The sequence below is a fragment of the Tardiphaga alba genome, from assembly GCF_018279705.1.
GTDB lineage: Bacteria > Pseudomonadota > Alphaproteobacteria > Rhizobiales > Xanthobacteraceae > Tardiphaga > Tardiphaga alba.
Window position 1 is genome coordinate 2335385 of the sequence record NZ_CP036498.1, and the last position, 25919, is coordinate 2361303.

A 25919-nucleotide genomic window follows, 5' to 3' on the forward strand; every position below is an offset into this window, starting at 1 on the left:
GCGGGATATTCGCATGAAGGCCCTGCAGCGGAGCTTGTTTTCGATCATCAGTGCTCGCCTTGATACCGGAACATCGTTTCCGATGATGCGTTGCTTTTTCAGCAGGATGCGTTTGGCACCTGTGAATGAGGTGCCTTGATGCACCCGGGCGATCGATCTCGATATGTCGCCCGAGCGAAGCGAGGACGCGATGGCAACCCAAGAAAACGAACAGATTACTGAAACGGCAACCGAGGCGCGCCAGGCCGAACCCGGCCCGTCGGTGCTGGCCCTGTTGTCCATCAGTACCGGTCTCGCCGTCCTCATCCTTGCCGTGGTGTGGTTCGTTTTTTTCCGCACGTAATCGCCTGGCATTGATGCAGTCTTCGACGGCGTGACGTCACCGCGACGCTTTAGGCGTCGCAAAGTGAGTTGCACACATGGCTCGAAAATCGAAAGTCCGCACGGTGCAGAAGCCGGCGCGGGCCGTTGCTGCGTGTGACGTCAGAACACGCAAGACTGCGACGAGTGAGACGGCACGACAGAAGCGGGGTGACCTTAAAAGCACCGCCGATACTGAGCAAAAGAGAAAGGTTGCTGTCGGCGTCAAACGTTCGCAACGAGTCCGCGCCGCGAAGCCAGCCGCGATTTCATGCGGGGCCGAGTCGCCGGACTTATCTGTGTTGAAGGGTGACATTGCTGTGCCGGTTGCGGTGGCTTCGCTGCCCAAACGCAAACATCTGGCATCGCGCTTGCAACTCATCAATCGTCTTGCCGACGTGATCGCGCGCCGACTGGATGCCATCGACGGGATTACGGCGGGTGCCGGCTGCAATATGGCCGACGGCGAGCGCCAGGCGCGCACCATCGCGATGTTGGTGCGTGTGCTCAATGAATTGAAGAAAGAGCAGGGCGGTGACAAGCGAGGTCCTGATTACAATGCCGACCGGCCGCGTGACCTCGACGAACTCCGTGAGCGACTTTCTCACCGTCTGGCAGAACGCATCGATGGACGATCGACGCTTCCTGTGGTCGACCATGCCGGCGGCGGAGATCCGGTTTCTGGCTGACCGTTGGGATGTATTTGCCCACGACCATCAGATACCTCCGGAGCGGACAGCCAGTGGCGAGGCGTGGCTGACCTGGCTCCTGATCGGCGGCCGCGGTGCCGGCAAGACGCGGGCCGGAGCCGAATGGATTCGCGCGCAGGCCTTGGGACTACCACCGCTGGCCGACCGCAAGGCCGGCCGTATCGCGCTGGTGGGCGAGACCGAACACGATGTCCGCGAAGTCATGATCGAGGGCGTGTCGGGCATTCTGAGCGTGCATCAGCGTGGCGAGCGACCGGTGTGGACGCCGTCGCGACGACGGCTGCAATGGCACAATGGCGCTATTGCAGAGGTGTTTTCGGCAGAGGATCCGGACAGCCTGCGCGGGCCGCAATTCCACTGCGCGTGGTCCGACGAGATGGCGAAGTGGCGACAGGCCGAGGCGGCATTCGACATGCTGCAATTCGGGCTGAGATTAGGCGACCATCCACGCCAGATCATCACCACGACGCCACGGCCAGGCGCGTTGCTAAAACGCCTGATGGCGGATCCCGGCACGGTGATCACGCACGCGGCGACGCTGGCGAATGCCTATCACCTCGCGCCGAACTTTCTGCAGAACGTGCTGCGCCGCTATGCCGGCACGCGGCTGGGGCGACAGGAGCTGAACGGCGAGATCATTGATGACCGGCCGGACGCCTTGTGGTCGCGGACGTTGCTCGAACAATGTCGCGTCTCCGGCGCGCCGTCGCTGCAGCGTATTGTCGTGGCCGTCGATCCGCCGGCCACATCGGGCAAGCGGGCCGATGCATGCGGCATCGTCGCAGCGGGGATTGCAGAGAGCGGCGCGGTCTACGTCCTGGCCGACGAGAGCGTGGCGCATGCCACGCCGACGATGTGGGCCAACAAGGCGATTGCACTGTGGCGGCGGCTGCAGGCCGATGCGCTGGTCGTGGAGGTCAATCAGGGCGGCGACATGGTGCGCACCGTGATCAACGAGATCGATGCCGGCGTGCCGGTAACGTCGGTGCGCGCCAACCGTAATAAGTGGCTGCGTGCCGAGCCTGTAGCGACATTGTACGAACAAGGACGCGTCAGGCATGTCGGAGGCTTCGCCGAACTCGAAGACGAGATGTGCGACTTTGCGAGCACGGGATTGTCTTCTGGGAAATCGCCGGATCGGCTGGATGCACTGGTCTGGGCTGTCGCATCGCTGGCGCTGAACCGGCCGGGCGACGGGCCGCGGATACGAATGCTGTAAGCGGAGCATACCGATGTTCTCACGCCTGAAAGCCTATCTCGCGCCGCCGGAGAGCAAGGTGTCGCGCGCGGCGAAATTTCTCGCATACCAGTGTGAGGGAGGGCGCGGTGGACGGCCAGGGATTACGCGTCGCTGGCGCGCGAGGGATATATGGCGAATGCCGTCGTGCATCGCGCCGTCCGGCTGATCGCGGAGAATGCGGCGGCGTGCCGTTTCATCGTGTTCGACGGCGCCGATGAAAGCGAGGCGCATCCGCTGCTGCAACTGTTGACGCGGCCCAATCCGCGCCAGGACGGCAGCGTGTTCTTCGAGACGCTCTACGCGCATCTGCTGCTCGCCGGCAATGCCTATCTCGAAGCGGTGACGCTGGACGATGCCGTGCGCGAACTCTATGCGCTGCGGCCCGACCGCATGAAGCTGATCGCCGGCCATGACGGCTGGGCCGACGCCTACGACTACAATGTCAACGGCCGCAGCGTGCGGTTCGACCAGACCGCCACCCGCGTGCCGCCGATCCTGCATTTGACCTTCTTCCATCCGCTCGACGATCACTATGGCCTCGCGCCCATCGATGCGGCGGCGACCGCGCTCGACACGCACAACGCCTCGGCGAAATGGAACAAGGCGCTGCTCGACAATGCCGCGCGGCCCTCCGGCGCGCTGGTCTATGCCGGCGCGGAGGGATCGGTGCTCAACGATGCGCAATTCGATCGCCTCAAGCGCGAGCTCGAGGGCAATTATCAGGGCGCGGTCAATGCGGGCCGGCCGCTGTTGCTGGAAGGCGGGCTCGACTGGAAGCCGATGGCGCTGACGCCGAAGGACATGGATTTCCTTGAAGCGCGCCATACCGCGGCGCGCGAGATCGCCTTGGCCTTCGGCGTGCCGCCGATGCTGCTCGGTATTCCCGGCGACAACACATTCGCCAATTTCCAGGAAGCCAATCGCATGTTCTTCCGCCAGACCGTGCTGCCGCTGGCCGCGCGCACCGGCGATGCACTGGTGCAATGGCTGGCGCCCGAATATGGCGACGGCATCCGCGTCGAGATCGACACCGATCGCATCGACGCATTGGCCGCCGATCGCGTTGCGTTATGGGAGCGCGTCAATGCCGCGGAATTTTTGACGCTGAACGAAAAACGCGCGGCGGTGGGCTATGCGCCGGTGCAGGGCGGGGACCGCCTAATGTGACGAGGACGGCTCGCGCCTGGCACGATCCGCCTTGTCATCGAGCGACAGCGGCAGGCCGAGCGCGGCGGCGCGTTCGCGGCGGTCGCTGGCATTGAACGCGCTTTCCTCCAGCTCGAACTTGTCGAGCTCGCGCGCAATGATCTCCTGGATCGTGTGTGTGGTGTGCGGGGTGTCGATCTCGGCCATGGCAGTTTCCGTGAGGCACGTCCTGATCGGGCGTTGCGCACAATGTGACACAGCGTGTGATCCGCAGCTTGCGCTGCATCAAGCTCAGCCCGTCGTTTCGGCATGGCTGCGTTTCGCTGTTGTGACAGGACGATGACGACATTGATGACGGGGCCTCCGGTGGAAGTGAACCAGTCATCAGGATAGAGTCATGTGATGCCGCTGACCTATGTCATTCCCGATCTGCACGGCCGCCGCGACCTGCTGGATCTCGCACTGGCGCGCATCGTTGCGCATGCCATGGACGCGCCGGCGACATTGGTCGTGCTCGGTGATTTCGTCGACAAGGGGCCGGACTCGCGCGGTGTGATCGCGCGGCTGCGGACGGGGCTGCCGGCCTCGTGGCGCGTGGTGACGCTGAAAGGCAATCACGATGCCTTGATGGTGGCGGCGCTGCGCGGCGACATTGCCATTACCGACTGGCTGGAAAAGGGCGGCGACGCTGCGCTGATGTCCTATGGCGGTGATGCCGCCGATGTGCCGGTGCATGACGTGGACTGGCTCGATGGCCGGCCGCTGTTTCACGAGGATGCGCACCGGGTCTATGTGCATGCCGGCGTCGAACCGGCCTTGCCGCTGCGTGCGCAAGATGTGTGGACGCTGCTGACCAAGCGCTATGCCGATGACGACGACAGCGGGCTCGGCGGCAAACATGTGGTGCATGGCCATGACCGCCATCCCGACGGGCCGCTGCTGCTGGCGAACCGCAGCAATCTCGACACCAATGCCTGGAAGACCGGGCGGCTGGCGATCGGCGTGTTCGACGACCATGTGCCGGGCGGGCCGGTGGAGGTCATTACGGTGACGGCGCCGCCGGCTGTGTGACGCCGCCGGCGCGGCCCTCTCTTGTTTCAAGGCCAACCGATGAATGAATTGATCCGCACCTTCAACGAGCGGGGTGATCTCGCGCATCTGGCGCTGTTCCTGTGGGCGTCGGTGGCGAGTCTCGCCGCGCTGTTCGCGCTGCGCGAGCTGGCCGGTGCGTCGCGCCGCTTCGACGAATTCGTCCGCCAGCTGGCGCTGTTCAATCGCCGTGTCGGGCGGCGCAAATGCGGCGCGGACAATGATGGCCAAAGCGATCGCGAATGATCGCGCTTCCCAGGAGTGCGATGATGGACAGGTTGCATGACGTGCTGCGCGCGATCCGGCCGGAGACCAAGGCGGCGAAGGATCATCTGAGCGTGTTTCGCGAATTTCTCGCCCATCTCGACCAGCTGCAACGCCAGCCGCCCGGCGCGAATGCGCCGATGCGGCGCAAGGCCGTGCGGCAAAAGGCGTAGCTCTTTTCCCTCCCTCAAGCGGCGAAGCCGCGCAGCGGGGAGGGTGGATCGCAGCGAGCGTTCAGCGAGCTGCGAGACGGGTGGGGTGTGTCCGCAAGCGACATCACTTGTGGAAGCACCCCACCCGTCTTCGCTCTGCGAGCTTCGCCGTGGCTCGCCCTGACCCTCCGCACTGCGCACAGCTTCGCTGTGCTGGAGGGAGGGGACACTGCTGACCAAGCTTAATCACACACCCCTCATCCCCGAGGTCGCCATGCTTGCGCCCACGCCTGATCCCGCGCGTCTGGCGCTGACGCCGGATGGCCTCATCGAGGGCTATGCCTCGCTGTTCGGCGCCATCGACCAGGCGCGCGACATGGTGATGCCCGGCGCCTTCAAACTGACGCTGCAGCAGCGCGGCGTCCGGCGCATTCCAATGCTGTTCCAGCACGATCCCTCAGAGCCCGTGGGTATCTGGCTGGAGCTGCGCGAAGACATGCGCGGGCTGTGGGCGCGCGGAAAGCTGATCCCCGAAGTGACGCGGGCGCGCGAACTCTATGCGCTGCTCAAGGCCGGCGCCGTGGACGGGCTGTCGATCGGCTATCGCACCCGGCGCGGTGCGATCGATCCGAAGACGCGGATCCGCCGGCTGCACGAGGTCGATCTCTGGGAGATCTCGCTGGTGACATTCCCGCTGCTCGACGGCGCTCGCGTCGATGCCGTGAAGCAGACGCGCCTGCGCAGCGCCGCGGAGCGCGAATGGCAGCAATTAATGGGTCCAGGTGGCGGCGCGGACGCACCGCCGCCGCCTGCAAGGCGCGGGAGAGTGGTGGCGTGTTCACTGCACTCCCGCGCCGCTCGAAAACAGGCGCTGCGCGGCATCGGCCGCGCCACTGCGCTCTTCTCACCAATCACCCCATCTCAACCCACGGAGACGACATCATGAATTTCGATCTCACCGACGCTGCCCCCGAACACAAGGCTGGCTTTTCGGCCGGCTTCGCCACGCCGCGTGAAAGCTATGACGAACTTCGCCAGACCTTCGAGGACTTCAAGGCCGCCAATGACGAGCGCCTGGCGGAGATCGAGCACAAACGCAGTGACGTGTTGCTGGAGCAGAAAGTGGACCGCATCAATGCGGCGCTGGATGCGCAGCAGCGGCGGCTGGATGCCGTGGTGCTACGGGCGGCGCGGCCGGTGATGGCGGCGGAGCCCGGCAGCAAGCCGGCGGTGAGCGAGCACAAATCGGCCTTCGACGCCTATGTGCGCTCGGGCGCCAGCGAGGGCCTGCGCGCCATCGAGACCAAGGCGATGTCCGTGGGCTCGAACCCCGACGGCGGCTATCTGGTGCCGGTGGAGCTGGACACGGTGATTGCCGAACGGCTGGCGGCGATTTCACCGATCCGCAGCATTGCCGGCGTGCGCACCATTTCCGGCAGCGTCTACAAGAAGCCGTTCATGACCTCGGGCCCGGCCACCGGCTGGGTCGGCGAGACCGCAGCGCGGCCGCAGACCGCATCTCCGACGCTGGATGCGCTGTCGTTTCCGGCCATGGAGCTTTACGCGATGCCGGCCGCCACGGCGACACTGCTGGATGACGCCGCGGTCAATCTCGACGAGTGGCTGGCCAGCGAGATCGATCAGGTCTTTGCCGAGCAGGAGGGCATCGCCTTCGTCAATGGCGACGGCGTCAACAAGCCGAAGGGCTTTCTAAACTACACGACGGTGGCCAATGCCGCATGGACCTGGGGCAATCTCGGCCATATCGCCACCGGCGTCGCGGGCGCCTTCGCGGCCTCCAATCCGTCGGACAGCCTGGTCGATCTGATCTATGCGCTGAAGGCCGGCTATCGGCAGAACGCGACCTTCGTGATGAACCGCCGCACGCAGGCCTTGATCCGCAAGTTCAAGGACACCACCGGCGTCTATATCTGGCAGCCGCCGGCCACCGCCTCCAGCCGCGCCAGCCTGATCGGCTTCCCGCTCGCGGATACCGAGGACATGCCGGATGTCGGAGCAAATTCGCTGTCCATCGCCTTCGGCGATTTCAAGCGCGGCTATCTGATCGTGGACCGCCAGGGCGTGCGCGTGCTGCGCGATCCCTATAGCTCTAAGCCCTATGTGCTGTTCTACACCACAAAGCGGGTGGGCGGCGGCGTGCAGGACTTTGATGCGATCAAGCTGCTGAAGTTTGCGGTGAGCTGACGAGCTCAATGACTTCCGGGGGATGGGGGGCAGGCTCGCTTGCGCTCTGTCCCCGGTTGGTCGTCGCGGCGCTTCGGATCACGCGCTGCCACATCATGTGGCGGTTCAGCCACTCCTGGTAGTGTTTCTTTAAGCTGCCATTCATCCGGCTATTGATAGAATCCGGACGAACGCATAGAAACAGCCTCTGTGGAACAAATAGAGTACCAGCGCGATTGCCAATTGTGGGGCGCCGACTTTCGCAGCGTGATTGAGGGCTCTCGATATGTCCATTCCCGGATATAAGGTTCGCAAGGCTGCCCAGGTCGCTGCATTTTTTGCCAGCAAGTCGGGCGGCAAGATCAACGTGCTGAAGCTCGCAAAGCTGCTTTATCTCGCTGATCGTGAATTCCTCGATCGCTATGATATGCCGATCCTGTTCGACAAACTTGTGTCCATGCCGCACGGTCCTGTGACGTCGATGACGTATAACTACGTCAATGGCTATGAGGTGGACCGGGGCGGGTGGTCTGAATTCGTCAATGATCGGGCGGACTATCAGCTTGGCCTCGCGCGGCCCGACATTACCATCGATGATCTGGATGAGCTTTCCAAGGCAGAGCTGCGTGTGCTGGATGCGATCTGGGAAAAGTTTGGCGGTATGAAGCCGTTCGAATTGCGCGACTATACGCATCAGCACTGTCCGGAGTGGGAAGACCCCAACGGATCTTCGACGCCGATCCCTTATCAGCGCGTCCTGAAATTTCTCGGCAAGGAGAACAGTCAAGACATCGAGAGCGAAATTGAAGCGCTTCGGTCTCTCGACGAGTCTCTGGCCCATGCTCGATGAATGGGTGCCATCCAAAAAGAAGTGCATCTTGATTCCATCGGGAACGCATGATGATCCCGATCGGCACCATTTGTTCGTTATTCTAACGGAAGCCTGCGAACAAGGGTTTCACCTTGCGGTGTCGCTGAGTTCGGTTAAGGCGGGCGTCAAACACGATCCGACATGTGTGCTGGATGCCGGCTGTCATGACTTCGTAACGGCGCAGAGCTTTGTCATGTACGGCAAGATCGAGAAGCTGCGATCAGCCCATATCTCGAAATGCGTGGCCGGCTGGACATATAAGCCACGGGGCGAAATGCCGGACGAGCAGTTTACGAGAATTTGCGACGGGGTAGAGGCTTCAGATTTTACGCCTGGATGGGCCAGGCACTACTTCAAGAAGAATGCCTGACCCCGACAAGGCGGAAATTGCGTATGCATCAACTCACGCACGGGTACATGCAATAGCGAACGCCACTATTTATCTGTAGCTGTCGTCGATCTCGCCGCTGACGACGTCTATTTGCCCCAGATGCAGGCGCTTGGTGCAGATGTTCACATACATAACTTTTTCACGGTGGATCGCGGGACGTGTGGGTGTTCCGCGACGCGTGTCGCTGGAACCCCCTATGTGCTTCCGCACGACCATGCGTGTCAGTGGCGGGGGCAGGACTTCAACGCGATCAAACTGCTGAAGTTTGCGGTGAGCTAGGCGACGCAGTCGCAACAGGTTGTTGCGGTCGAGATTGTCTGGTGGGACACCCAAGTGGCGTTCCACCAGGAGGCTGTTAGGAAACATGATGCCCTCACCATCCTACGCCAAACGTGCGATGCGCGGTTTCACGCCGGAGGCGGTTTTGCATTTGCGGCACCGTTACGAAGAAACCGACGAGAAGGTCTCATCCATCGCAGCCGACTTCGGTGTTCATGCCAAAACAATCAATACGCTGGCGCACAAGGAAGGCTGGAAACTGCGTAAGGATCGGCCGCCTCGCGATTTGCCGCCGGCGATCAGGCTGACCATGGAAGCCAATCAGGCAATCGGTGGGACCAAGCTGGCCGATACGCAGCCCGTACTTGACGAAATCACCGCTGCGGCTGAAGCGCCTGCTGTCTCTTCCGCCATCGCGTCGCGTCTTGAAGCGGCGCTCGAAAAAGAACTGCGCAAGCTGGAGGCCCTTCGCAGCGAGTTCGGGCCTGTGACGCATCGCTCGATCGAGGCGGAGCGCATTGCGCGGACACTGGCCACGCTGACGGAGGTGCTGTTCAAGGTTCGCCGGCTGCGCGAGCCGGCGCAGGGCGGAGTGTTGACCGATGACGATCTGCCAACCGATATCGACGGATTCCGTCGCGCGCTTGCGGAGCGCATGGACGCGTTTGTCCGCAGCCGGGATGACGGAGGCGTTCCTGCAGACGCAGGCGGCACGGACACTGCTACGGCTTGATCAGGATTTTGCAGCCTTCGCGCATTCGCATCAGGAGCATGCTGCCATCGGCAATAATGGCGGGCCATGGACCACCTGGCTCATGCTCGGTGGGCGCGGCGCCGGCAAGACGCGGACGGGCGCCGAATGGGTGCGCGCGCTGGTGCATGGCACGCCGCCCTATGCCACCCGTCCCCATGGGCGCATCGCGCTGGTGGGCGAGACAATGCATGACGCCCGCGCGGTGATGCTGGAGGGCGAGTCTGGATTGCTACGCATATGTCCGCATGCGGAGCGACCGACATGGATCGCTTCGCGAAAACGGCTGGAATGGCCGAATGGCGCCATCGGCGAAGTGTTTTCGGCCGAAGAACCGGCGGCGCTGCGTGGGCCGCAATTCGAGGCCGCGTGGTGTGATGAATTGGCGAAGTGGCGCTATGCGGAAGCGACCTTCGATATGCTGCAATTCGGGCTGCGGCTTGGGAGACACCCGCGGCAGTTGATCACCACGACACCGCGGCCGCTGCCGCTGATCAAGCGGTTGCTGGCAGATCCTCGCACGCGGGTGACGCGGGCGCCGACATCGGCGAACAAGGATTATCTGTCGCCTGCCTTCTTTGAAGCGGTGGTTGGCCGCTATGCCGGCACGCGGATGGGGCGGCAGGAGCTGGATGGCGAACTGATTGAGGACCGGCCGGATGCATTGTGGTCGCGGGCGGTGATCGAGGCATGTCGCGTGATCGAGCCGCCCGCGCTGTCAAAGATCGTGGTGGCGATCGATCCGCCCGGCACCTCGCGCAAGGGCGCGGATGCCTGCGGCCTCGTCGTGACAGGGCGCTCCGAGAGCGGTTGGTTCTATGTACTGGAAGATGCCTCGGCGGCGGGGCTGTCGCCATCGGCCTGGGCGAACAAGGCGATGGCGCTGTATCGCCGCTACAACGCCAACAATATCGTCGCCGAAGTGAATATGGGCGGCGAGATGGTGCGCGCGGTGCTGCGCGAGGTGGACCACACCGTGCCGATCAAGGAAGTGCATGCCACGCGCGGCAAATATATGCGCGCCGAGCCGGTGGCGGCGCTTTATGAACAGGGCAAGGTGAAGCATGTCGGCTGCTTCCCCGATCTCGAAGACGAGATGTGCGACTTCGGAGTCGAGGGGCTGTCCAGTGGTCGGTCACCGGATCGGCTGGATGCCATGGTTTGGGGGATTACGTCGCTGATGACGGGGCCGACGTTTGGTGGGCCTAGGATCAGGCTGCTTTGACCAATTAATCTTGACGTTTAAGGTGGTGATGTTGTAGTAAATCAATTATAGATTGCTGACTTTATCAATGACGGTCATTTTAAAAAGGTCGCGATTTGGAGAGGTACGATGGCGTGCTCTCGACATCGGTTTTCAACTCTTCTGCCCGTCTTAGCGATTTTGGGTGCCAGTTCTTTGGAGCAGGTGTCCGCGCAATCGGGATCGATCGATCTGCCAAGTAAGATGCCGGGAATCCCGTCAGCGGCGCCCAATCCTCGAAACAGTTCGGGCGGAAGTGCGATGCCGAGCTATCCTAGTCCGGCTCCTGTAGTGCCGCAGATCGCAATGCCGCCAGCGTCTGGAATGGCATTGCCGCCTCAACCGCCTCTGTCGCTTCAGAGCCAGCCGGTCACTCAGCAGGGAAGCGTTGCGCCCACGTGCGTAACGAATTTTGGTTACTGTTATATGGCGATACCGATAGCGGTCGGAGCAGCTTGCTTTTGTCCGACGCCAAACGGGCCGTTGCCAGGTCTGGCCCAGTAGTCATGAAAGCTCGATCATGGCTGGCGGCTGTTTGGGCAGCGGCGCTTGTGTTTCCCGTGCTTCTTACGCTCGGGCTGGTTCCTGTTTTAAAGAGCTGGCAACCTACCGTTCCCGCTCAAATCGATGTAGCTTCCCGCGCCTCAAATTGTCGAACCGAGACTATCAAACAACTAGGCATCGAGAAGCCCAATTTCGATCTTCTCGGGCAGATATCCTGGCACTGCTACACGCAGGTTCGCGGAGAAGCGATACTTGTGGATTTCAATATCAGGCGACTAGCGCTGGTCAATCAGCAGATCGATGGTGCCGTCATTCTTTGGATGGTGGTCGCTATCACAATTTCCGGAATCGCCTTAGCCGCCTTGCAGCTTCTTGCAGCGTTTCGGCTGGCATCCGGAGGAAAAGGGGAGCTCGCGCAGTCTCAAGAGCTGACTCTTGAGCAGAATAAGATTTCCGTGAAGTCGTCGGTTACCGGCTTGATGATTTTTGCGATGTCGTTTGCATTTTTTATGGTCTACGTCGCGTGGGTTTACACCAGCAAAGAGTTGAAGCAGGAAGCTCCTAGCGAACAGAGCGACACACAGAGAGCGAACGCGAAAACGCCGTTGCCGTTTCTCGGTCTTGGTGGAACAGCCGTAACGCCTCCGGCGAAACCCACAGAAGACCCAACACCTGGTGCGACCCCGACAAAATAGCTACGAAAGCGCTGCTCGAGCTTAGCGATTGGCGGAGCTCACCCCTTCAACACAAACCTCTTCCGCAATTCCACCGCGACATCATCCGCCATCTTCTGCGCATAGGTCGCGTGTTTCGGTGCGGTGATGACCATGGGGCGCCAGCCGAGCAGGGGATCCGGGCGCACGGAGACATAGACGCCGCCGACCACGATGCGCTGGGCGATCATCTCTTCGAGTTCGGCTTCGGTCTTTTCGTCTTTGGCCACGTGGCTTCCCCGCTGCTGGTGAAAGCTACTCTCTGATGTGGTGATGCGTTTCGGCGTTGCACGTTCACAAACCGGCGAGGCCGCGGTCATCCGTTCGCAGGTATCGTCGCGCGCGCAGGCTTACGCCGGGGCTCAGCAGTATCCGTAGAGACCGCAGCCATAGGGCGCCCGCGACGAAATCGGGCCGAGGTCGAAGATGTTGCCGGGCTTGGTGCCATAATAGGAGCGGTAATAATAGGAATTCGGCTTGCCGTAATAGCCGTGCACGATCGAGGGGACATAGACTTCGGGCGCATAGGTGACGATCGGTTCCTCGACCGGCTTTTCCGTCTTCGCCACGACGACGCGGCGGCCCTTGGCCACGGGCTCGGCGAACAGGGCGCCGATGCGGCTCTGGCCCGCGAGATCGGCGGCGTCTGCCGTGGTCGCGGCGGCGAGGAACAGGATGAGGGCGAGGCTGCGCATGATTCGTCAAGGATAGCGGAGAAGGTTTCACGAATGTTAACGATGGGCGCTCAGCTGTAGGGTGGGCATAGCGGAGCGTGCCCACCTTCACGCGCGCGACATTTGAAGGTGGGCACGGCAAAAACGCCTTTGCCCACCCTACAAATTCACACCCCAGGCCTTCGCGGTCTGCACGATCCAGTCGCGATAGAGCGTCAGCGGTGTCACGCCGGTAAGGCCGCCGCAGCCGGCGGCGCTCTTTGCACCTGTGGACCAGGAGATGACGCCGATCACGATAGTGCGGCCGTTCTGCTGTTGCAGCACCGGGCCGCCGCTGTCGCCGGTGCAGGCGCCCAATCCCGGGCGTTCGTTATTGGTGGCGGGATCGAGCAGGCGGATCTGCAATTTGCCGGGATGGCTGGTGGAGACGAGCTGCGCCGAGCGCACGGTGCCGCCGCTCTTGCCATCGCCGCGCGCGGCCACGCCGATGCCGGCGATTGTGTAGCTCTGGCCGGCCTGGAACGGCTCGGTGGGAATGCCGAGCGGCAGCGTGGTCCGGCCGGGCAGCGGATCGCTCAGCTGCAGCAGCGCGACATCGGCGCTGGCGCGATGCGCCTTGATGCCCTGGGCATTGAACCCGGGATGATCGGCGACGCGTTTCACGGCCAGCAATTGCGGCTGCCGGTCGGCATCATATTGCACGATCTTGTAGCTGGCGCCGGGCGTCACGCAATGCGCGGCGGAGAGCACCAGCGTCGGCGCGATCAAGGTGCCGGAACAGAAATTGCCGCGCGAGCCGACAATGGTGATCACCGCGCGGCCGAGCGCGCTCTGATCCCGTTCGGCGCCGCCGACCAGCGCCTGCGCGGGCGAAATAAACGCTGAAGCAATCAGCGATGACGTGAGCGCTGCCATGGCCAGCGCGCGACCTGTCTGAATCATGGCGGGATGTCACCGCCGCGCCACCCCGATGTCAATGCACCGATTTGTCCCATCACATATGCCGAGGGCCGCATGGCTGCGATTCTGCTGACACCGCCAGCGCAGGAGCCGCTGACGCTGGACGAGGCGAAGTCGTTTATCCGCGTCGAACATGCGGATGACGATGCCGTCATCACCGCATTGATTGCGGCGGCGCGCGTTCATGTGGAGGCGATGACACGGCGCGCGCTGCTGGCGCAGACCTGGCGCTTCGTGCTGGACGCATGGCCGCGCGACGGACGCTTTGCGCCGCGGATCGGGCCGCTGCGTGCGCTTTTGGCGGCGCAGGTGTTCGACGCTGATGGTACGGCGCATGCGATCGATGGCGAGATGTTCGTCGTCGATAGCGCGGCGAACGTGATTGCGGCGCCATGTTTCGCGCTGCCGGTGCCCGGCCGCGCGCAAGCGGGGATCGCGCTCGATGTGGCGTGTGGCTATGGCGCCGATGCCTCTGACGTGCCGGCGGATCTGCGCCACGCCATCCGGCTGCTGCTGGCGCATTGGTACGATCATCGCGTGGCCACGGCGGATGGGGCGATGGTGCCCGCGGGCGTCGGCGCGCTGGTGGCGCCGTATCGGATGCTGGCGCTATGACAGATCCCGGCCGCATGAAGACGCGTCTCGTCATCGAGGCGCCCGTGGAGAGCGATGACGGGCAGGGTGGCGTGCTGCGCGGCTATGTGCCGGTCGCCACCGTGTGGGCCGCCGTGATGCCGGACAGCGTGCAGCATGGCGTCGAGGCCGATGCGGATGGCGCGGTGGTGCGGCTGCGCATCGTGCTGCGCAGTGGGCACGCGCTGTCGCTGCGGCATCGCCTGGTCGATGGCGACAGGATCTATCGCATCACGGCGCTGCGCGACAGCGCGGATCGCCGCTTCACCGAACTGCATGTGGACTATCGGATCACCTGACACCGGGAGGGGATCATGCCTGCTGCCCATGTCGCGCTGCGCGCGGCCATTCATGCGGCGCTGAAAGCCGATACGGCGCTCATCGCCGCGCTCGGCGGCGCGCATGTGCATGACGAGGTGCCGCGCGATGCGGCCTTTCCCTATGTGACGCTCGGCGACGGTGGGATCAGCGACATCTCCACCGATGACGGCGATGTGCAGGAGCATCGGCTGGAGCTGCATGCGTGGTCGCGGCAGGGCGGCCACAAGGAGGCGCATGTGATCGCCGGCGCGCTGCTGGCGGCACTCGATGATGCGCCGCTGACGCCTTCCGGCCATCGGCTCGTCAATCTGCGATTTGCGGTGGCCGACATCCGCCGCGAGCGTGACGGCCGCACCTATCACGCGGTGGTGCGGTTTCGCGCGGTCACCGAACCCTTGAGCTGACGGAGCGCAACATGGCGGCACAGAAGGGCAAGGATCTGCTGCTCAAGATCCATAACGGCACCACCTATGTGACGGTGGCCGGGCTGCGCAGCCGGCGCATCGCGTTCAATGCGGAGCTGGTCGATATCACCCATGCGGAGTCCGTCGATCGCTGGCGTGAATTGCTGGCGGGTGCCGGTGTGCGCCGCGCTTCGCTGTCCGGCCGCGGGCTGTTCAAGGACGGCGCATCGGATGCGCTGGTGCGGCAGCAGTTCTTCGACGGGGTCATCGGCAACTGCCAGGTCGCGGTGCCGGATTTCGGCACCATCACCGGCCTGTTCCAGATCGCCAGCCTGGAATTCGCCGGCGAGCACAATGGCGAGGTGACGTTCGACATCGCGCTGGAGTCGGCGGGGTCGCTGACTTTCGTGGCGGCGTGAGGCGATGCGCATGGCGAACCGACATCGCGGCGAAATCGCCGCAGAGATTGGCGGGCGGACACGCGTGCTGGTGCTGACGCTGGGTGCGCTGGCGGAGCTGGAAGCTGCGTTCGGCAGCGGCGATCTCGTCGCATTGGCCGAGCGTTTTGGAGCGGGCCGGCTGTCGGCGCGTGATCTCATCCGCATCATCGGCGCCGGGTTGCGCGGTGCCGGCGAAGCCATCGGGGATGACGAGGTGGCGGCGATGACCGCGGCCGGCGGCGCCGCGGGCTTTGTCGGCATCGCGGCGGAGCTGATCGCCGCGAGTTTCGGGGAGCAGGCGCCATGACGCCATTTCCGTGGGACCGCGCGATGCAGTTCGGCTTCGGCGTGCTGCGGCTGTCGCCAGATGCGTTCTGGCGCATGACGCCGCGCGAACTCGCCGCAGCAATGATCGCGGTGCAGGGGCCGGTGCCGGTCGCGATTGACCGTGCAGGGCTCGACGCCTTGATGCAGCAGTTTCCCGATCACGAGGGCGCCGATGAGCGAGACGGATAAATTCGAGACGGGGGTGGCCGATATGGACGGGCTCACGGCAGCCGCGAATGGTTTTGCGGCGACGATGACGCGGGCCTTCGGCCATTCGGTCAAGGCATTTGCCGCGGGCGGGGTAATCGGCACGCCGACCTATTTTCCGATCGCGGGGGGCACGGGCCTGGCCGGAGAGGCCGGGCCAGAGGCGATCATGCCGCTGCAGCGCGGCGCCGATGGCAGTCTTGGTGTGGCCGCGCAAAGCGGTGGCAACACGATCCATGTGCAGATCGCGACACCCGATGCCGCAAGCTTTCGCAGGTCGGAGACCTATGTCACCGGCCAGATCGCCCGTGCGGTGGCGCGCGGGCAGCGCAATCTGTAGCGGAGCATTCCCATGTCAGGCTTTCATGAGGTGCTGTTTCCGCTCGATATCGCGCTGAAGAGCGCGGGTGGGCCGGAGCGGCGCACCGAGATCGTGTCATTCGGCTCCGGCCGCGAAGAACGCAATGCGCGCTGGGCGCATTCGCGGCGGCGCTATGATGCGGGCTACGGCATCAAGACGCTGACGGCGCTGCGCAGCGCCGTCGCGTTTTTCGAGGAGCGACGCGGGCGGCTCCATGGCTTTCGCTGGCGCGACCGCCTCGATCAGATCTCGGGCATCGCGGGGATCACGCCGCTGGACCAGGGCATCGGGACCGGCGATGGCGCGCGGAAAGCGTTTCAGCTGGTGAAGACCTATGGCAGCGCCTTCGCGCCATATCCGCGGCCGATCACCAAGCCGGTGACAGGCAGTGTACGCGTTGCGGTGAACGGCCACGAACTGTCGTCGAGTGCATTCAGCTGCGATATGACCACCGGGCTGGTGACGCTGGTCGCTGCACCTGCGACCGGCGCTGCGGTGACCGCGGGCTTTCAGTTCGACGTGCCCGTGCGTTTCGACACCGACTATCTCGAAGTCGATCTCTCCGCCTTTGCGGCCGGCGCGATCCCGAAAATCCCGGTGGTGGAGATCCGCCCATGAGGACGATCCCCGAAGCGTTGCAGATGAGGCTTGCAACGGGCGTCACGACAATGGCGCAGGCGTGGAAACTGACGCGGCGCGATGGCGTCGTGGCGGGATTCACTGATCACGATGATGATCTTGTCTTCGACAGCGTCACCTTTCGCGCCGGCACGGGCTTCGCGGCGTCTGAAGCGAGCAGCCGTTTCGACCTGTCGGTGGAGGGCGGCGACATCGCGGGCGCGTTCGATAGCGACGGGTTGAACGCGGATGATCTCGCGGCCGGCCGCTATGATGCGGCGGAGATCGAAACCTGGCTGGTGGACTGGAGCGATGTCACGTTGCGTGTCCTCACCGCGCGAAGCCTGCTCGGCGAGGTCAAGCGCGAGGGCATCGCCTTCGTTGCGGAGCTGCGTGGCATGGCTGATTTATTGTCGCAGGAAAGCGGGCGGCTGTTCACAGCGACATGCGGCGCCGATCTCGGTGATGGCCGCTGCCGTGTGGTGTTGTCCAATCCATTGCTTGCGGGGGAAGGCACCGTGACGGCGTTGTCGAGCTCGTCGACCTTCGTGGTTGCAGGGCTCGCCAGTTTCGATAGCGGGCTGTTCACGTCGGGCCGCTTGCGCTGGAGCAGCGGCGGCAATGCCGGCCTGGCCACCGAGGTCAAGCAGCATCGCGTTGAAGACGACGAGGTCGTGTTGCGGCTGTGGCAGACGATGCCGGAGCCGGTCGAGATCGGCGATGCCTTCACTATCACCGCCGGCTGCGACAAGACGCTGGCGACCTGCCGCGATCGCTTCGCCAATGTCGCGAATTTTCGCGGCTTCCCGCATATCCCCGGCAATGATTTCATCCTGAGCTATCCGCTTCCGGGCGCGCTGTCCGACGGCAGCGGCGGTTCGCTGTTCGGCGCAGCGTAGGCAATCAATCGCCCGCAGACAGCATGGCCGGCGCGGGCTCGTGCGCGACATCGGCGATCTTGAGAATGGCGAAGCCGTGGGCAGTGAGGAAACAGACGGTAACGATCAGGTAGAACAGGTGGCGCAACGGCATCGACGACGATCTCCGGACGAGGTGACTCGTGGGACCATTGCGGGATCCGCTCGCGCGATCGTCGTTCGATCGATGGAGGCGGCATCACATCCGCGTGCAATGTGTGGTCAGGCAATCAGCGGCGTGCTGTAGCCGGCAAACAGTTTGACGAGATCGGCCTGCCGCGTCGCACCGGTCTTTTCGAACAACCGGCCGAGATGCGTCTTGATGGTGGTTTCGGCCACGCCGAGTGCTGCGGCCACATCGGGCACGCCACCGACCTCGACGATGGCGAGCAGCACGCGCAATTCGGATGGTGTCAGCTTGAAGGCCTTGCTGATTACTTCCGGCGGCGATGCGACGGAGAGCTCGGCCTTGCGCACGAACAAAGCTGCAGCGGCGCTGCGCGTCAGGCCGGCGTCGCGGCGGGCACCCGATGTCAGCGGGAGGAGGTGGGCGAGATAGCGCGTTTCGTCCTGGCCCATGAGCGGGACCGCAATGCCGCGGGTGCCGAGTGCCTCATCGCCTTGGGCCGCAGCGGCATAGGCATCGCGCAAGGTGCGGTCTGCCTGACCGTCGGCGGCAACGAGACGCCCCGATACGGCACGCAGGATATCGGCGCTGTCGAGCAAAGCATGTCCGGCCGCATTGGCGTGAACGATACGGCCCTGCGAGCTGACGAGAAACAGGCCGACGCTCAGCCCGTCGAGCGTATCGGCCAGCGTGGCCGCTTCGCTCGTCTTCAGATCGAAAATGCGGCCGATCATGACGGCGCGGCGAATATGCGGTGCCAGCAGTCGCAGCCGGTGGCGCGCGGCATCATCTGCGACGCCGTCGCGGACATGGCGGAAGACGCCGAACATGGCGACATTGGTCACCGATTTGTCGAGCACCGTGCTGAGGCAATCCACCAGCCCCTGTGGCTGCGCCCATTCGCGATAGAATCGGGTCTCGGTGAAATCGCTGAAAGGCAGGACATCCTCGATGCCGATGGGTTCATCGACCTCGGCAAAGAATTGCCCGGTGGTGGTGGGATCGAAAGCGACATATTTGCTGAAGTAGGAGTCCTGATATTCCTGCGCGATTCCGATGACGTGATGGGCGTGGCCGGACGGCAGCGCTGCATTCTTGGTGTAGAGACTGGCGCCAATGCCGCCGACGAACTGCATGGCCTTTTCGATCACGCCGGTCCACGACGATGAATCGAGGACGGTGTCATACACGCACCCGATCAGGTCGCTGAGATCCTGACTGCTGTCGCCGAGTTCAGGCGACATGAGACGAGCGGCGATGGGCCAGAGCGAAGTCACGGGCATGGTCCCTGGATAGCTGCCTGGATATCGCGACCGGTCGCGATGTTGCGACATCACATGACGTCGCTGCAGCAAGTGTCCGGACGATAGGGGGCTTCGCGCTGCGCGTCGTGGCTGGACACGCAAAAAGTGTAGTTGTGTGTATAAAATATTTCCCGGTGTGGATGGGGAATAATTCGTCCGGCGTGGACATCTGCATCTTCTCAGGTCTGATAAAAATTGGCCCGATAACAAAATGACGGCGCTGCGGGCGCCGTCATTTTGAATTGAATGCGAAACTGTTGCCGTTTCAGTCTTTGCGCAGGAATGCGTAGTCGGCGGAGTAGGGGACGTTGAGCAGCTGGCCCGCCTCCTCACATCGGCCACTTGCAACGCCGCCTGAGGTGTTGATGCGCTGGATGACATCGACATGCGCAAGCTTGCCGTCGCCGCGATTGACGGTGACAGCGAGCTTCAGCCACTGGATATCGCCAGCGGTCTTGCCCGGCGCACGCCCCACCGGTTTGGCCGCGACGATGCTTCCATCACTCAGTTCCCAGCGCGGTCCGGCATAGTGACGGCCGACCGTGAGACCATCGGCGAACAGGCTCGCCGTCGGTTCGCGAAACACCCAGGACAGTTGCTTGTCGGCGTCGGCCGTGCATTCGTAAATCTGCGTGCCTTCGGCATGATAGATCGCGACGATGGTAGCGTCGGGCTCGGCGATGCTTTGCGGCACCTGTGCAGACGCAGTGGCGGATAGCGCGATCAGCGGGGCCACAACCGCAAGGCTTGTTCGGATCATAGGCATGTTCATGTTTATGTTCATGGGGGATCTCCTGTGCATCATTCGGCAATGGCTTCGCCGGAGCCACCGAGCTCCGCCGGAAAATCTTTCAGCTTCGGCAGGCCGTCCTTCATCGGCAGCACGGTCTCGGCATAGTTCACATGCACGACCGGCTCGAAATGCAGGGTCGGGATCGTCGCCGTGAAAACATCGACCAGGCCGAAGGGCGGATGATTGGTCATCAGGTGGCCGCCGCATTTGGCGCAATATTGCCGCTGGCTGAGCTCGCCTTTCTGGAATGTCGCGATGTGTTCCGCACCGGAGGTGACGCGCACGGCAGATGGTTGCCACAGGCTGAAAGCGTTCACCGGTCCGCCCGACCAGGAACGACACGAACTGCAGTGACAATAGCCCATGGCTTCGGGCGCACCGCTGACCTCGATCTCCACTGCACCACAAAAGCACTTGCCGTTATGCGTCATCGTTCTCGTTTCCTTTGATTTGATCGCCATGGCTCTCGTCATGGGCGAGAGCGGCGGGCGCTTCGCTAGCAGAGGGTGGAAAGACGTGGCGTCCTTCGATCGGACGAGACGGCATCACGAGATATGTCGGCGCAGATGACGTAATGCGCAGGACGCGACACCGCAGGAAAGCGATGATGGACCTTCTCACGCGCGCCGCGGTGGTTGACGAGGCGCGAAGCTGGATCGGCACGCCGTATCGTCATCAGGCATCGGTGAAAGGCATCGGCTGCGATTGCCTGGGACTAATTCGCGGCGTCTGGCGCAACTGCCTGGGCGAGGAACCGGAAGTGCCGCCGCCTTACGCGCCGGACTGGGCCGAAGCGCGCAGCGAAGAAACGCTGGCGCGCGCGGCGCATCGGCATCTCGTCGCGATCGATCCCGCTGCGTTCGAGGCCGGCGACGTGCTGCTGTTTCGATGGCGCACTGGCTGCGTGGCGAAACACGCGGCTATCGCGAGTGGGGACGCCACCATGATCCACGCCCATGACGGCGCCGCGGTATGCGAAGTCGCACTCGCGCCGTGGTGGCGACGGCGGCTGGCTTTTGCATTTCGATTTCCCAAAACCGCTGAAACGACTTGTTTCCGTCCGGCACGCAAAGGTAGCGTCCGGTAGCGATACACCCTTCCTCGCCTTCTGCAAGTATTGTTGACATGTGTCAACGGTGTCTTATGATTGGAGTACGTCCGTGGTCAGGCCGACCCATACCAGCAAGGAGGTCGAGGCAGCCATTTGCCATGCGGAATCCATGGGGTGGCGGTTTCGGAAAATGGGTCATTGGGGCCGGTTGTTTTGTGAACACGCGGACCGGGACGGATGCGCACAGCAGGTGAACGGAACGCCGAGAAATGCCGAAAACCATGCGAAGCAGATTCGACGGGCCGTCGAGCGATGCCCGCACCAGCGCGAGCGGGGGCAAACATGAAGACATTTGAATTCAGCATCGTGGCGTCCGGCGTCGATCCCGCAGCTGAGGATTTCGGTGATCGTTTCTACGATGCCGGATGCGATGACGCGCTGGTGGCGTTCCAGAAGGGGCACACGATCATCGACTTTGCCCGCGAGGCGGATTCGCTGGCGCATGCCATTGCGTCCGCGGTCGAGAACGTGGTCGCTGCTGGCGCTGTCGTCGATCGGATCGAGCCCGATCCGTTGGTGAACTTGTCAGACATTGCCGGGCGTACTGCACTGACGCGCGCTGCCATCTCAAAATATGCAAATGCCGTGGGGGCAAAGCGCTTTCCCGCGCCGGTCGCACGCGTGACGTCTGATACGCCTTTATGGGACTGGGCCGAAGTGGCCGGCTGGATGGTTTCGTATAAGGGACTTCCTGCTGACACCGCGGTCGAAGCAGGTGTGGTGAAAGAAGCGAACCGTGCGATCGAGCGTGGAGAGAAGCATCTTCGCAAGCGCCTGCTGGAGCGGGCTGAGCGTGATCGTGCGATGTTTGCAAAGAAGGCTGGTTGAACGCAGCGTCCTTGTGCTGAATGCCAGATACGGATGACTGCAGAGCCCCGGCGTGCCGGGGCTCTTTGCATTTCCGCGAGACCATACAGGTAGCTTCATGTCCACGCTCGCGCTCACAACGGCTGGCGGCGCCATCGGCGGGATGTTCGGGCCGCTGGGATGGCTGATCGGCGACATCGCCGGTGCGAAGCTCGGCGGCATGATCGACAAGGCGCTGTCCGGATCGGGCGCCGGCCGCGATGGACCCCGGCTTGGCAGCCTCGATGTGATGGCCTCGTCCGAAGGCGCGCCGATCCCGCGCGTCTATGGTCGTGCGCGGTTGGCCGGGCAGGTGATCTGGGCGACGCAGCTCGAGGAAATCGCGGGCACCGACGAAAGTGCATCGGGCGGCAAGGGATTTGGCGGTGCCATCGACGGCCCGGAGACCTACAGCTACTTCGCGAATGTCGCCATCGGCCTGTGCGAAGGTGTGATCGGCCGCGTGGCGCGTGTCTGGGCCGATGGCAAGCCGTTGGATCTCGACGGCCTCAATTTTCGCGTTTATCGCGGCACCGAGGATCAGCCGCCGGACGCGTTGATCGTCGCCAAGGAAGGCGCCGGTCATGCGCCGGCCTATCGCGGCCTCGCTTATGTGGTGTTCGAACGGCTGCCGCTGGCGAATTTCGGCAATCGCATTCCGCAACTGTCATTCGAGATCGTCAGGCCGATCGGCCTGCTGGAGCAGATGACGCGGGCGGTGACGCTGATCCCCGGCACCACGGAATTCGGCTATGCGACGTCCGCAGTGGTGCAGGTGCTCGGGCCCGGACAGGCGGCGCCTGAGAACCGGCACATCGCATCGGCACGATCCGATGTGGTGGCGGCGCTCGACGACCTGCAGGGCATGTGTCCAAACCTCGAGCGTGTTGCCATTGTGGTGGCCTGGTTCGGCTCCGATCTGCGCGCCGGCGAGTGTCGGGTGCAGCCTGGTGTCGATAGTGCGGGCAAACTCACCGACCCGTTGCTGTGGTCGGTCAATGGTGTGGCGCGCGCGCTTGCTTACGTGGTGTCGCAATCCGGCGGCCGGCCGGCCTTCGGCGGCACGCCCTCCGATGACAGCGTGCTGCAGCTGATCGCGGAGCTGAAAGCGCGCGGATTGAAGGTGACGCTCTATCCATTCGTCATGATGGATATCGCTGCGGGCAATGCACTGCCGGACCCATGGACCGGAGCCGCATCGCAACCGGCCTATCCATGGCGCGGGCGGATCACCTGCGATCCCGCCCCGGGTGTTGCCGGGTCGCCGCAGGGGACTGCAACTGCAGCGACGCAGGTGAACGCGTTCTTCAGTGGCGGCGTGTGGAATTATCGCCGCATGGTGCTGCACTATGCGCAGCTCGTCATGGCAGCGGGTGGTATCGATGCATTCCTGATCGGCTCGGAATTGCGCGGACTGACGCATGTGCGATCGGGCGCGGGTGTCTATCCCGCAGTGACGCAACTCGCTGCATTGGCATCGGATGTGAAGGCCATTGTCGGCGGCGGCACGGTGGTCACCTATGGCGCCGATTGGACCGAATATGGTGCCGATGTGGTGACATCGGACGCGTCGGAGGTGCGCTTTCCGCTCGATGTGCTCTGGGCATCGCCATCCGTGGATGCGGTGGGCATCGATTATTACGCGCCGCTGTCCGACTGGCGCGACGGCGCCTTTCATCTCGATCGTGCGCAGGCGAGTTCGATTTATGACCGCGCCTATCTGCGCGGCAATGTCGACGGCGGCGAGACCTTTGACTGGTACTATGCCGATGACGAGGGGCGGGCCGCGCAGGCGCGCCTGCCGCTCACCGATGGTCTCGGCAAGCCATGGATGTTTCGCCTCAAGGATCTGTGGGGCTGGTGGGCGAATGAACATCACCCGCGTGTCGGCGGCGTCGAGGTCGGCGCGAGTGCGTGGGTGCCGAAGAGCAAGCCGATCTGGCTCACCGAAGTGGGTTGTCCTGCGGTGGACAAGGGTGCCAATCAGCCGAGCGTGTTTCCCGATCCGAAATCGTCGGAGAATTCTGCGCCATATTTCTCCAACGGCGCGCGCGATGACCTGATGCAGCGGCGCTATCTGGAGGCGCTGCTGTCGGCCTTCGATCCCGCTTTCGGCGCGAGCGATGCGCTCAATCCGGTGTCGCCAATCTATGGCGGGCGGATGATCGATGTGTCCGCCATCCATCTGTGGAGCTGGGATTCCCGGCCATATCCGGTGTTTCCGGCGGCGCAGGATGTGTGGAGCGACGGCGCCAACTGGCATACCGGCCATTGGCTCAACGGCCGGCTCGGCGGCGCGCCGCTGGATGCGCTGGTGGAACGGCTGGCCAGTGATAGCGGCGTGACCGGCATCGATGCCCGCGCGCTGCGTGGCGGCTGCGACGGCTATGTGGTCGATCGGCCGATGACGCCGCGCGCGATGATCGAGCCGCTTGCGGTAGCCTATGCGTTCAACGCGACGGCGGCAGATGGCGTGCTGCGCTTCGTACCGCGCGGCGGCGATGTCGTGGCCGAGTTTTCTGAAGACGATCTCGTCGCACCGGAGCAAGGGGCGCTGGCGCAGGTGGTGCGCGCGCAGGAGACCGAACTGCCGTTGCAAGTCGGTATCGGCTTTTCCGATGCGCTGGCCGATTATCGCCGCGCGGCGGTGACCTCGCGAAAGCTGACCGGCGGAGCCCATCGTCTGCTGCAGGCCGATCTCGCCGTCATCACCAGCGATGCGGCGGCGACGCAGCGCGCGGACGTCTGGCTGCAGGATCTCTGGGCCGGACGCGAGCGCGCCGAATTTGCGCTTGGCAAGGTGACGCTCAAGCTGGCGCCAGGCGATGTGGTGGCGCTGACATTGGACGCGCGGCGGCGGCTTTTCGAGATCGACGGCATCGTGGACACCGATGCGCGACAGGTGACGGCCCGCAGCATCGATCCCGACCTGTTCGACGTACCGCTCCCGATGCCGACGATCCGGGCGCCGGCGATGCCGGCGGCGCTCGGGCCGGTGCAGGTGGTGGCGCTCAATCTGCCGGTGATCGACAGTGGCAATCCCGATGTACTCACGCGCCTCGCGGTGTTTGCCAATCCCTGGCCGGGTGGTGTCACGATCTGGCAGTCGAAGGACGATGCGAGTTTCCAGGTTGCGGCGAGCGCGACCTTGCCGGCGGTGATCGGCGAGACGATCGATCCGTTGCCTGCAGGGCCGGCGGCGCGCTGGGATCACGCGTCGGTGGTCCGCGTGAGGCTCTCGGGCGGCGCGCTGACATCGCTGTCGGATGCGCGGGTGCTGGGTGGCGGCAATGCAGCGGCGGTGCAGAATGGCGATGGACGATGGGAGATCCTGCAATTCGCGCAGGCCGAACTCGTGGATCAACGGACCTATCGCCTGTCGCGCCTGTTGCGCGGGCAGTGCGGCTCCGAACAGGCGATGGCGCCCCTGTTGCCGGCGGGCTCCCGGTTCGTCCTGCTCGACGGCAGCCTCGTGCCCATCGCCAGCGGACTGGATGCACTGGACCGGCCGCTGTCGCTGCGGCTCGTCGGCCGCGGGCGCAGCACCGACGATCCCAGTGCGATTGCGGTGACGGTGGTGCCGGACCGCACCGCGCTGCTGCCGCTGGCGCCGGTTCATGTCACGGCCAAGCGCAAAAGCGACGGCGTGCATGTCAGCTGGATCCGCCGCACGCGGATCGACGGCGATGGCTGGGCCGGCGAGGTGCCGCTCGGCGAGGATGCCGAGCACTATCGGCTCGAGATCATGGCCGACGACGTCGTCATGCGCAGCATCACCTGCACGACACCGCAGGTGCTTTATGCGGCAGCCGACGAACTCGCCGATTTCGGCACGCCGCAAGCGAGCCTGCATCTTCGCGTGGCGCAAGTGTCATGCACCGTCGGCGCAGGCTGGGCGACTGATATCACGATTTCAATTTGATCGTCATTGCGAGGAGCCGAAGGCGACGAAGCAATCCAGTTCTTCCTTCGTGCGGGC

Annotated in this window: 32 protein-coding genes and 2 pseudogenes; 26 read left to right on the plus strand and 8 right to left on the minus strand. The window is 63.7% G+C overall.

The features are described from left to right. Positions 1-190 precede the first annotated feature (190 nt). From RPMA_RS10895 to RPMA_RS10910, 4 genes and pseudogenes are all read left to right on the plus strand, one after another. Positions 191-343 carry a hypothetical protein gene (locus RPMA_RS10895; protein WP_211912822.1) on the plus strand — a complete coding sequence of 51 codons (153 nt, stop codon included), beginning with the start codon at positions 191-193 and terminating at the stop codon, positions 341-343. Between the two features lie 76 nt (positions 344-419). Next, complete coding sequence (locus tag RPMA_RS10900) at positions 420-1049, plus strand: hypothetical protein (RefSeq protein WP_211912823.1); 630 nt, start codon at positions 420-422, stop codon at positions 1047-1049. Beyond that, complete coding sequence (locus tag RPMA_RS10905) at positions 1018-2289, plus strand: DNA-packaging protein (protein ID WP_211913609.1); 1272 nt, start codon at positions 1018-1020, stop codon at positions 2287-2289. The genes RPMA_RS10900 and RPMA_RS10905 overlap by 32 nt, the downstream gene beginning before the upstream one ends. Before the next feature lie 13 nt (positions 2290-2302). After that, a pseudogene (locus RPMA_RS10910) lies at positions 2303-3477 on the plus strand (phage portal protein). Here the strand turns inward: RPMA_RS10910 and RPMA_RS10915 are convergent. Then, positions 3469-3663 (minus strand): hypothetical protein, encoded by a 195-nt coding sequence (locus RPMA_RS10915; RefSeq protein WP_211912824.1) that lies wholly within the window; start codon positions 3661-3663, stop codon positions 3469-3471. The pseudogene RPMA_RS10910 and the gene RPMA_RS10915 overlap by 9 nt on opposite strands. 195 nt (positions 3664-3858) lie before the next feature. Here RPMA_RS10915 and RPMA_RS10920 point away from each other — a divergent pair, with 195 nt between their 5' ends. The 10 genes from RPMA_RS10920 (at position 3859) to RPMA_RS10965 (ending at position 11879) form a co-directional block, all read left to right on the plus strand. After that, positions 3859-4527 (plus strand): metallophosphoesterase, encoded by a 669-nt coding sequence (locus RPMA_RS10920; RefSeq protein ID WP_211912825.1) that lies wholly within the window; start codon positions 3859-3861, stop codon positions 4525-4527. A gap of 39 nt (positions 4528-4566) precedes the next feature. Further along, entirely contained in the window at positions 4567-4791 is a 225-nt protein-coding gene (locus RPMA_RS10925) for a hypothetical protein (RefSeq protein WP_211912826.1), read from the plus strand. Positions 4792-4811: 20 nt separating this feature from the next. Next, positions 4812-4982: a hypothetical protein gene (locus RPMA_RS10930; protein WP_211913879.1), complete on the plus strand. Its 171-nt coding sequence runs from the start codon at positions 4812-4814 to the stop codon at positions 4980-4982. Positions 4983-5235: 253 nt separating this feature from the next. Then, complete coding sequence (locus RPMA_RS10935; protein WP_211912827.1) at positions 5236-5907, plus strand: HK97 family phage prohead protease; 672 nt, start codon at positions 5236-5238, stop codon at positions 5905-5907. Next, the gene (locus tag RPMA_RS10940; RefSeq protein ID WP_211912828.1) at positions 5904-7166 is read left to right on the plus strand and encodes a phage major capsid protein; all 1263 of its coding nucleotides are present in this window, start codon (positions 5904-5906) and stop codon (positions 7164-7166) included. Before RPMA_RS10935 ends, RPMA_RS10940 begins: the two co-directional genes overlap by 4 nt. Positions 7167-7512: 346 nt before the next feature. Then, positions 7513-7995, plus strand: coding sequence for a Panacea domain-containing protein (locus RPMA_RS10945; protein WP_249225629.1), 483 nt, complete (start codon positions 7513-7515; stop codon positions 7993-7995). Beyond that, a complete protein-coding gene (locus tag RPMA_RS10950) occupies positions 7985-8386 on the plus strand; it encodes a hypothetical protein (RefSeq protein WP_211912830.1) in 402 nt (133 codons plus the stop codon). The genes RPMA_RS10945 and RPMA_RS10950 overlap by 11 nt, the downstream gene beginning before the upstream one ends. 334 nt (positions 8387-8720) lie before the next feature. Then, positions 8721-9419, plus strand: a complete 699-nt coding sequence (locus RPMA_RS10955; protein WP_211912831.1) for a hypothetical protein — start codon at positions 8721-8723, stop codon at positions 9417-9419. Continuing rightward, positions 9367-10662: a DNA-packaging protein gene (locus RPMA_RS10960; RefSeq protein WP_211912832.1), complete on the plus strand. Its 1296-nt coding sequence runs from the start codon at positions 9367-9369 to the stop codon at positions 10660-10662. Before RPMA_RS10955 ends, RPMA_RS10960 begins: the two co-directional genes overlap by 53 nt. A 524-nt stretch (positions 10663-11186) precedes the next feature. After that, positions 11187-11879, plus strand: coding sequence for a hypothetical protein (locus RPMA_RS10965; protein WP_211912833.1), 693 nt, complete (start codon positions 11187-11189; stop codon positions 11877-11879). 38 nt (positions 11880-11917) lie between these two features. Here RPMA_RS10965 and RPMA_RS10970 read toward each other — a convergent pair whose 3' ends face one another. The 3 genes from RPMA_RS10970 to RPMA_RS10980 all read right to left on the minus strand — a co-directional run bounded on the left by RPMA_RS10970 (position 11918) and on the right by RPMA_RS10980 (position 13513). Further along, positions 11918-12127 (minus strand): hypothetical protein, encoded by a 210-nt coding sequence (locus RPMA_RS10970; protein ID WP_211912834.1) that lies wholly within the window; start codon positions 12125-12127, stop codon positions 11918-11920. A 132-nt stretch (positions 12128-12259) separates the two neighbouring features. Beyond that, complete coding sequence (locus RPMA_RS10975; protein ID WP_211912835.1) at positions 12260-12592, minus strand: hypothetical protein; 333 nt, start codon at positions 12590-12592, stop codon at positions 12260-12262. A 138-nt stretch (positions 12593-12730) separates the two neighbouring features. Further along, positions 12731-13513, minus strand: coding sequence for a S1 family peptidase (locus RPMA_RS10980; RefSeq protein WP_211912836.1), 783 nt, complete (start codon positions 13511-13513; stop codon positions 12731-12733). A gap of 72 nt (positions 13514-13585) precedes the next feature. On the opposite strand from RPMA_RS10980, the gene RPMA_RS10985 reads away from it, so the two are divergent. The 9 genes and pseudogenes from RPMA_RS10985 to RPMA_RS11025 all read left to right on the plus strand — a co-directional run bounded on the left by RPMA_RS10985 (position 13586) and on the right by RPMA_RS11025 (position 17741). After that, positions 13586-14146 carry a head-tail connector protein gene (locus tag RPMA_RS10985; RefSeq protein WP_211912837.1) on the plus strand — a complete coding sequence of 187 codons (561 nt, stop codon included), beginning with the start codon at positions 13586-13588 and terminating at the stop codon, positions 14144-14146. Beyond that, positions 14143-14463 (plus strand): head-tail adaptor protein, encoded by a 321-nt coding sequence (locus RPMA_RS10990; RefSeq protein ID WP_211912838.1) that lies wholly within the window; start codon positions 14143-14145, stop codon positions 14461-14463. Before RPMA_RS10985 ends, RPMA_RS10990 begins: the two co-directional genes overlap by 4 nt. A gap of 15 nt (positions 14464-14478) precedes the next feature. Beyond that, on the plus strand, positions 14479-14889 hold the full coding sequence (locus RPMA_RS10995; RefSeq protein WP_211912839.1) for a DUF3168 domain-containing protein: 411 nt from the start codon (positions 14479-14481) through the stop codon (positions 14887-14889). 11 nt (positions 14890-14900) lie between these two features. Next, positions 14901-15308, plus strand: coding sequence for a phage major tail protein, TP901-1 family (locus tag RPMA_RS11000; RefSeq protein ID WP_211912840.1), 408 nt, complete (start codon positions 14901-14903; stop codon positions 15306-15308). Between the two features lie 10 nt (positions 15309-15318). After that, positions 15319-15636, plus strand: a complete 318-nt coding sequence (locus tag RPMA_RS11005; RefSeq protein ID WP_211912841.1) for a gene transfer agent family protein — start codon at positions 15319-15321, stop codon at positions 15634-15636. Beyond that, on the plus strand, positions 15633-15845 hold the full coding sequence (locus RPMA_RS11010; protein ID WP_211912842.1) for a rcc01693 family protein: 213 nt from the start codon (positions 15633-15635) through the stop codon (positions 15843-15845). Before RPMA_RS11005 ends, RPMA_RS11010 begins: the two co-directional genes overlap by 4 nt. An 88-nt stretch (positions 15846-15933) precedes the next feature. Beyond that, positions 15934-16203: pseudogene (locus tag RPMA_RS11015) on the plus strand (phage tail tape measure protein); the annotation flags it as partial. Positions 16204-16215: 12 nt separating this feature from the next. Further along, positions 16216-16842, plus strand: coding sequence for a DUF2460 domain-containing protein (locus RPMA_RS11020; RefSeq protein WP_211912843.1), 627 nt, complete (start codon positions 16216-16218; stop codon positions 16840-16842). Continuing rightward, on the plus strand, positions 16839-17741 hold the full coding sequence (locus RPMA_RS11025) for a DUF2163 domain-containing protein (RefSeq protein WP_211912844.1): 903 nt from the start codon (positions 16839-16841) through the stop codon (positions 17739-17741). The genes RPMA_RS11020 and RPMA_RS11025 overlap by 4 nt, the downstream gene beginning before the upstream one ends. Positions 17742-17745: 4 nt before the next feature. On the opposite strand, the gene RPMA_RS28240 is transcribed toward RPMA_RS11025, so the two are convergent. The 4 genes from RPMA_RS28240 to RPMA_RS11040 all read right to left on the minus strand — a co-directional run bounded on the left by RPMA_RS28240 (position 17746) and on the right by RPMA_RS11040 (position 20414). Further along, positions 17746-17874 carry a hypothetical protein gene (locus tag RPMA_RS28240; protein WP_256438236.1) on the minus strand — a complete coding sequence of 43 codons (129 nt, stop codon included), beginning with the start codon at positions 17872-17874 and terminating at the stop codon, positions 17746-17748. A gap of 107 nt (positions 17875-17981) precedes the next feature. Next, positions 17982-19163, minus strand: coding sequence for a helix-turn-helix transcriptional regulator (locus RPMA_RS11030; RefSeq protein WP_249225630.1), 1182 nt, complete (start codon positions 19161-19163; stop codon positions 17982-17984). A 292-nt stretch (positions 19164-19455) separates the two neighbouring features. Next, positions 19456-19974: a DUF3455 domain-containing protein gene (locus RPMA_RS11035; protein WP_249225631.1), complete on the minus strand. Its 519-nt coding sequence runs from the start codon at positions 19972-19974 to the stop codon at positions 19456-19458. 17 nt (positions 19975-19991) lie between these two features. Then, entirely contained in the window at positions 19992-20414 is a 423-nt protein-coding gene (locus RPMA_RS11040; protein ID WP_211913612.1) for a GFA family protein, read from the minus strand. A 173-nt stretch (positions 20415-20587) separates the two neighbouring features. Between RPMA_RS11040 and RPMA_RS11045 the strand changes: the two genes are divergently transcribed. From RPMA_RS11045 to RPMA_RS11055, 3 genes are all read left to right on the plus strand, one after another. Beyond that, complete coding sequence (locus RPMA_RS11045) at positions 20588-21070, plus strand: C40 family peptidase (RefSeq protein WP_211912845.1); 483 nt, start codon at positions 20588-20590, stop codon at positions 21068-21070. Positions 21071-21376: 306 nt separating this feature from the next. Continuing rightward, positions 21377-21922 carry a hypothetical protein gene (locus RPMA_RS11050; protein ID WP_211912846.1) on the plus strand — a complete coding sequence of 182 codons (546 nt, stop codon included), beginning with the start codon at positions 21377-21379 and terminating at the stop codon, positions 21920-21922. Positions 21923-22019: 97 nt separating this feature from the next. Further along, a complete protein-coding gene (locus tag RPMA_RS11055; protein WP_211912847.1) occupies positions 22020-25862 on the plus strand; it encodes a baseplate multidomain protein megatron in 3843 nt (1280 codons plus the stop codon). Positions 25863-25919: the final 57 nt, after the last annotated feature.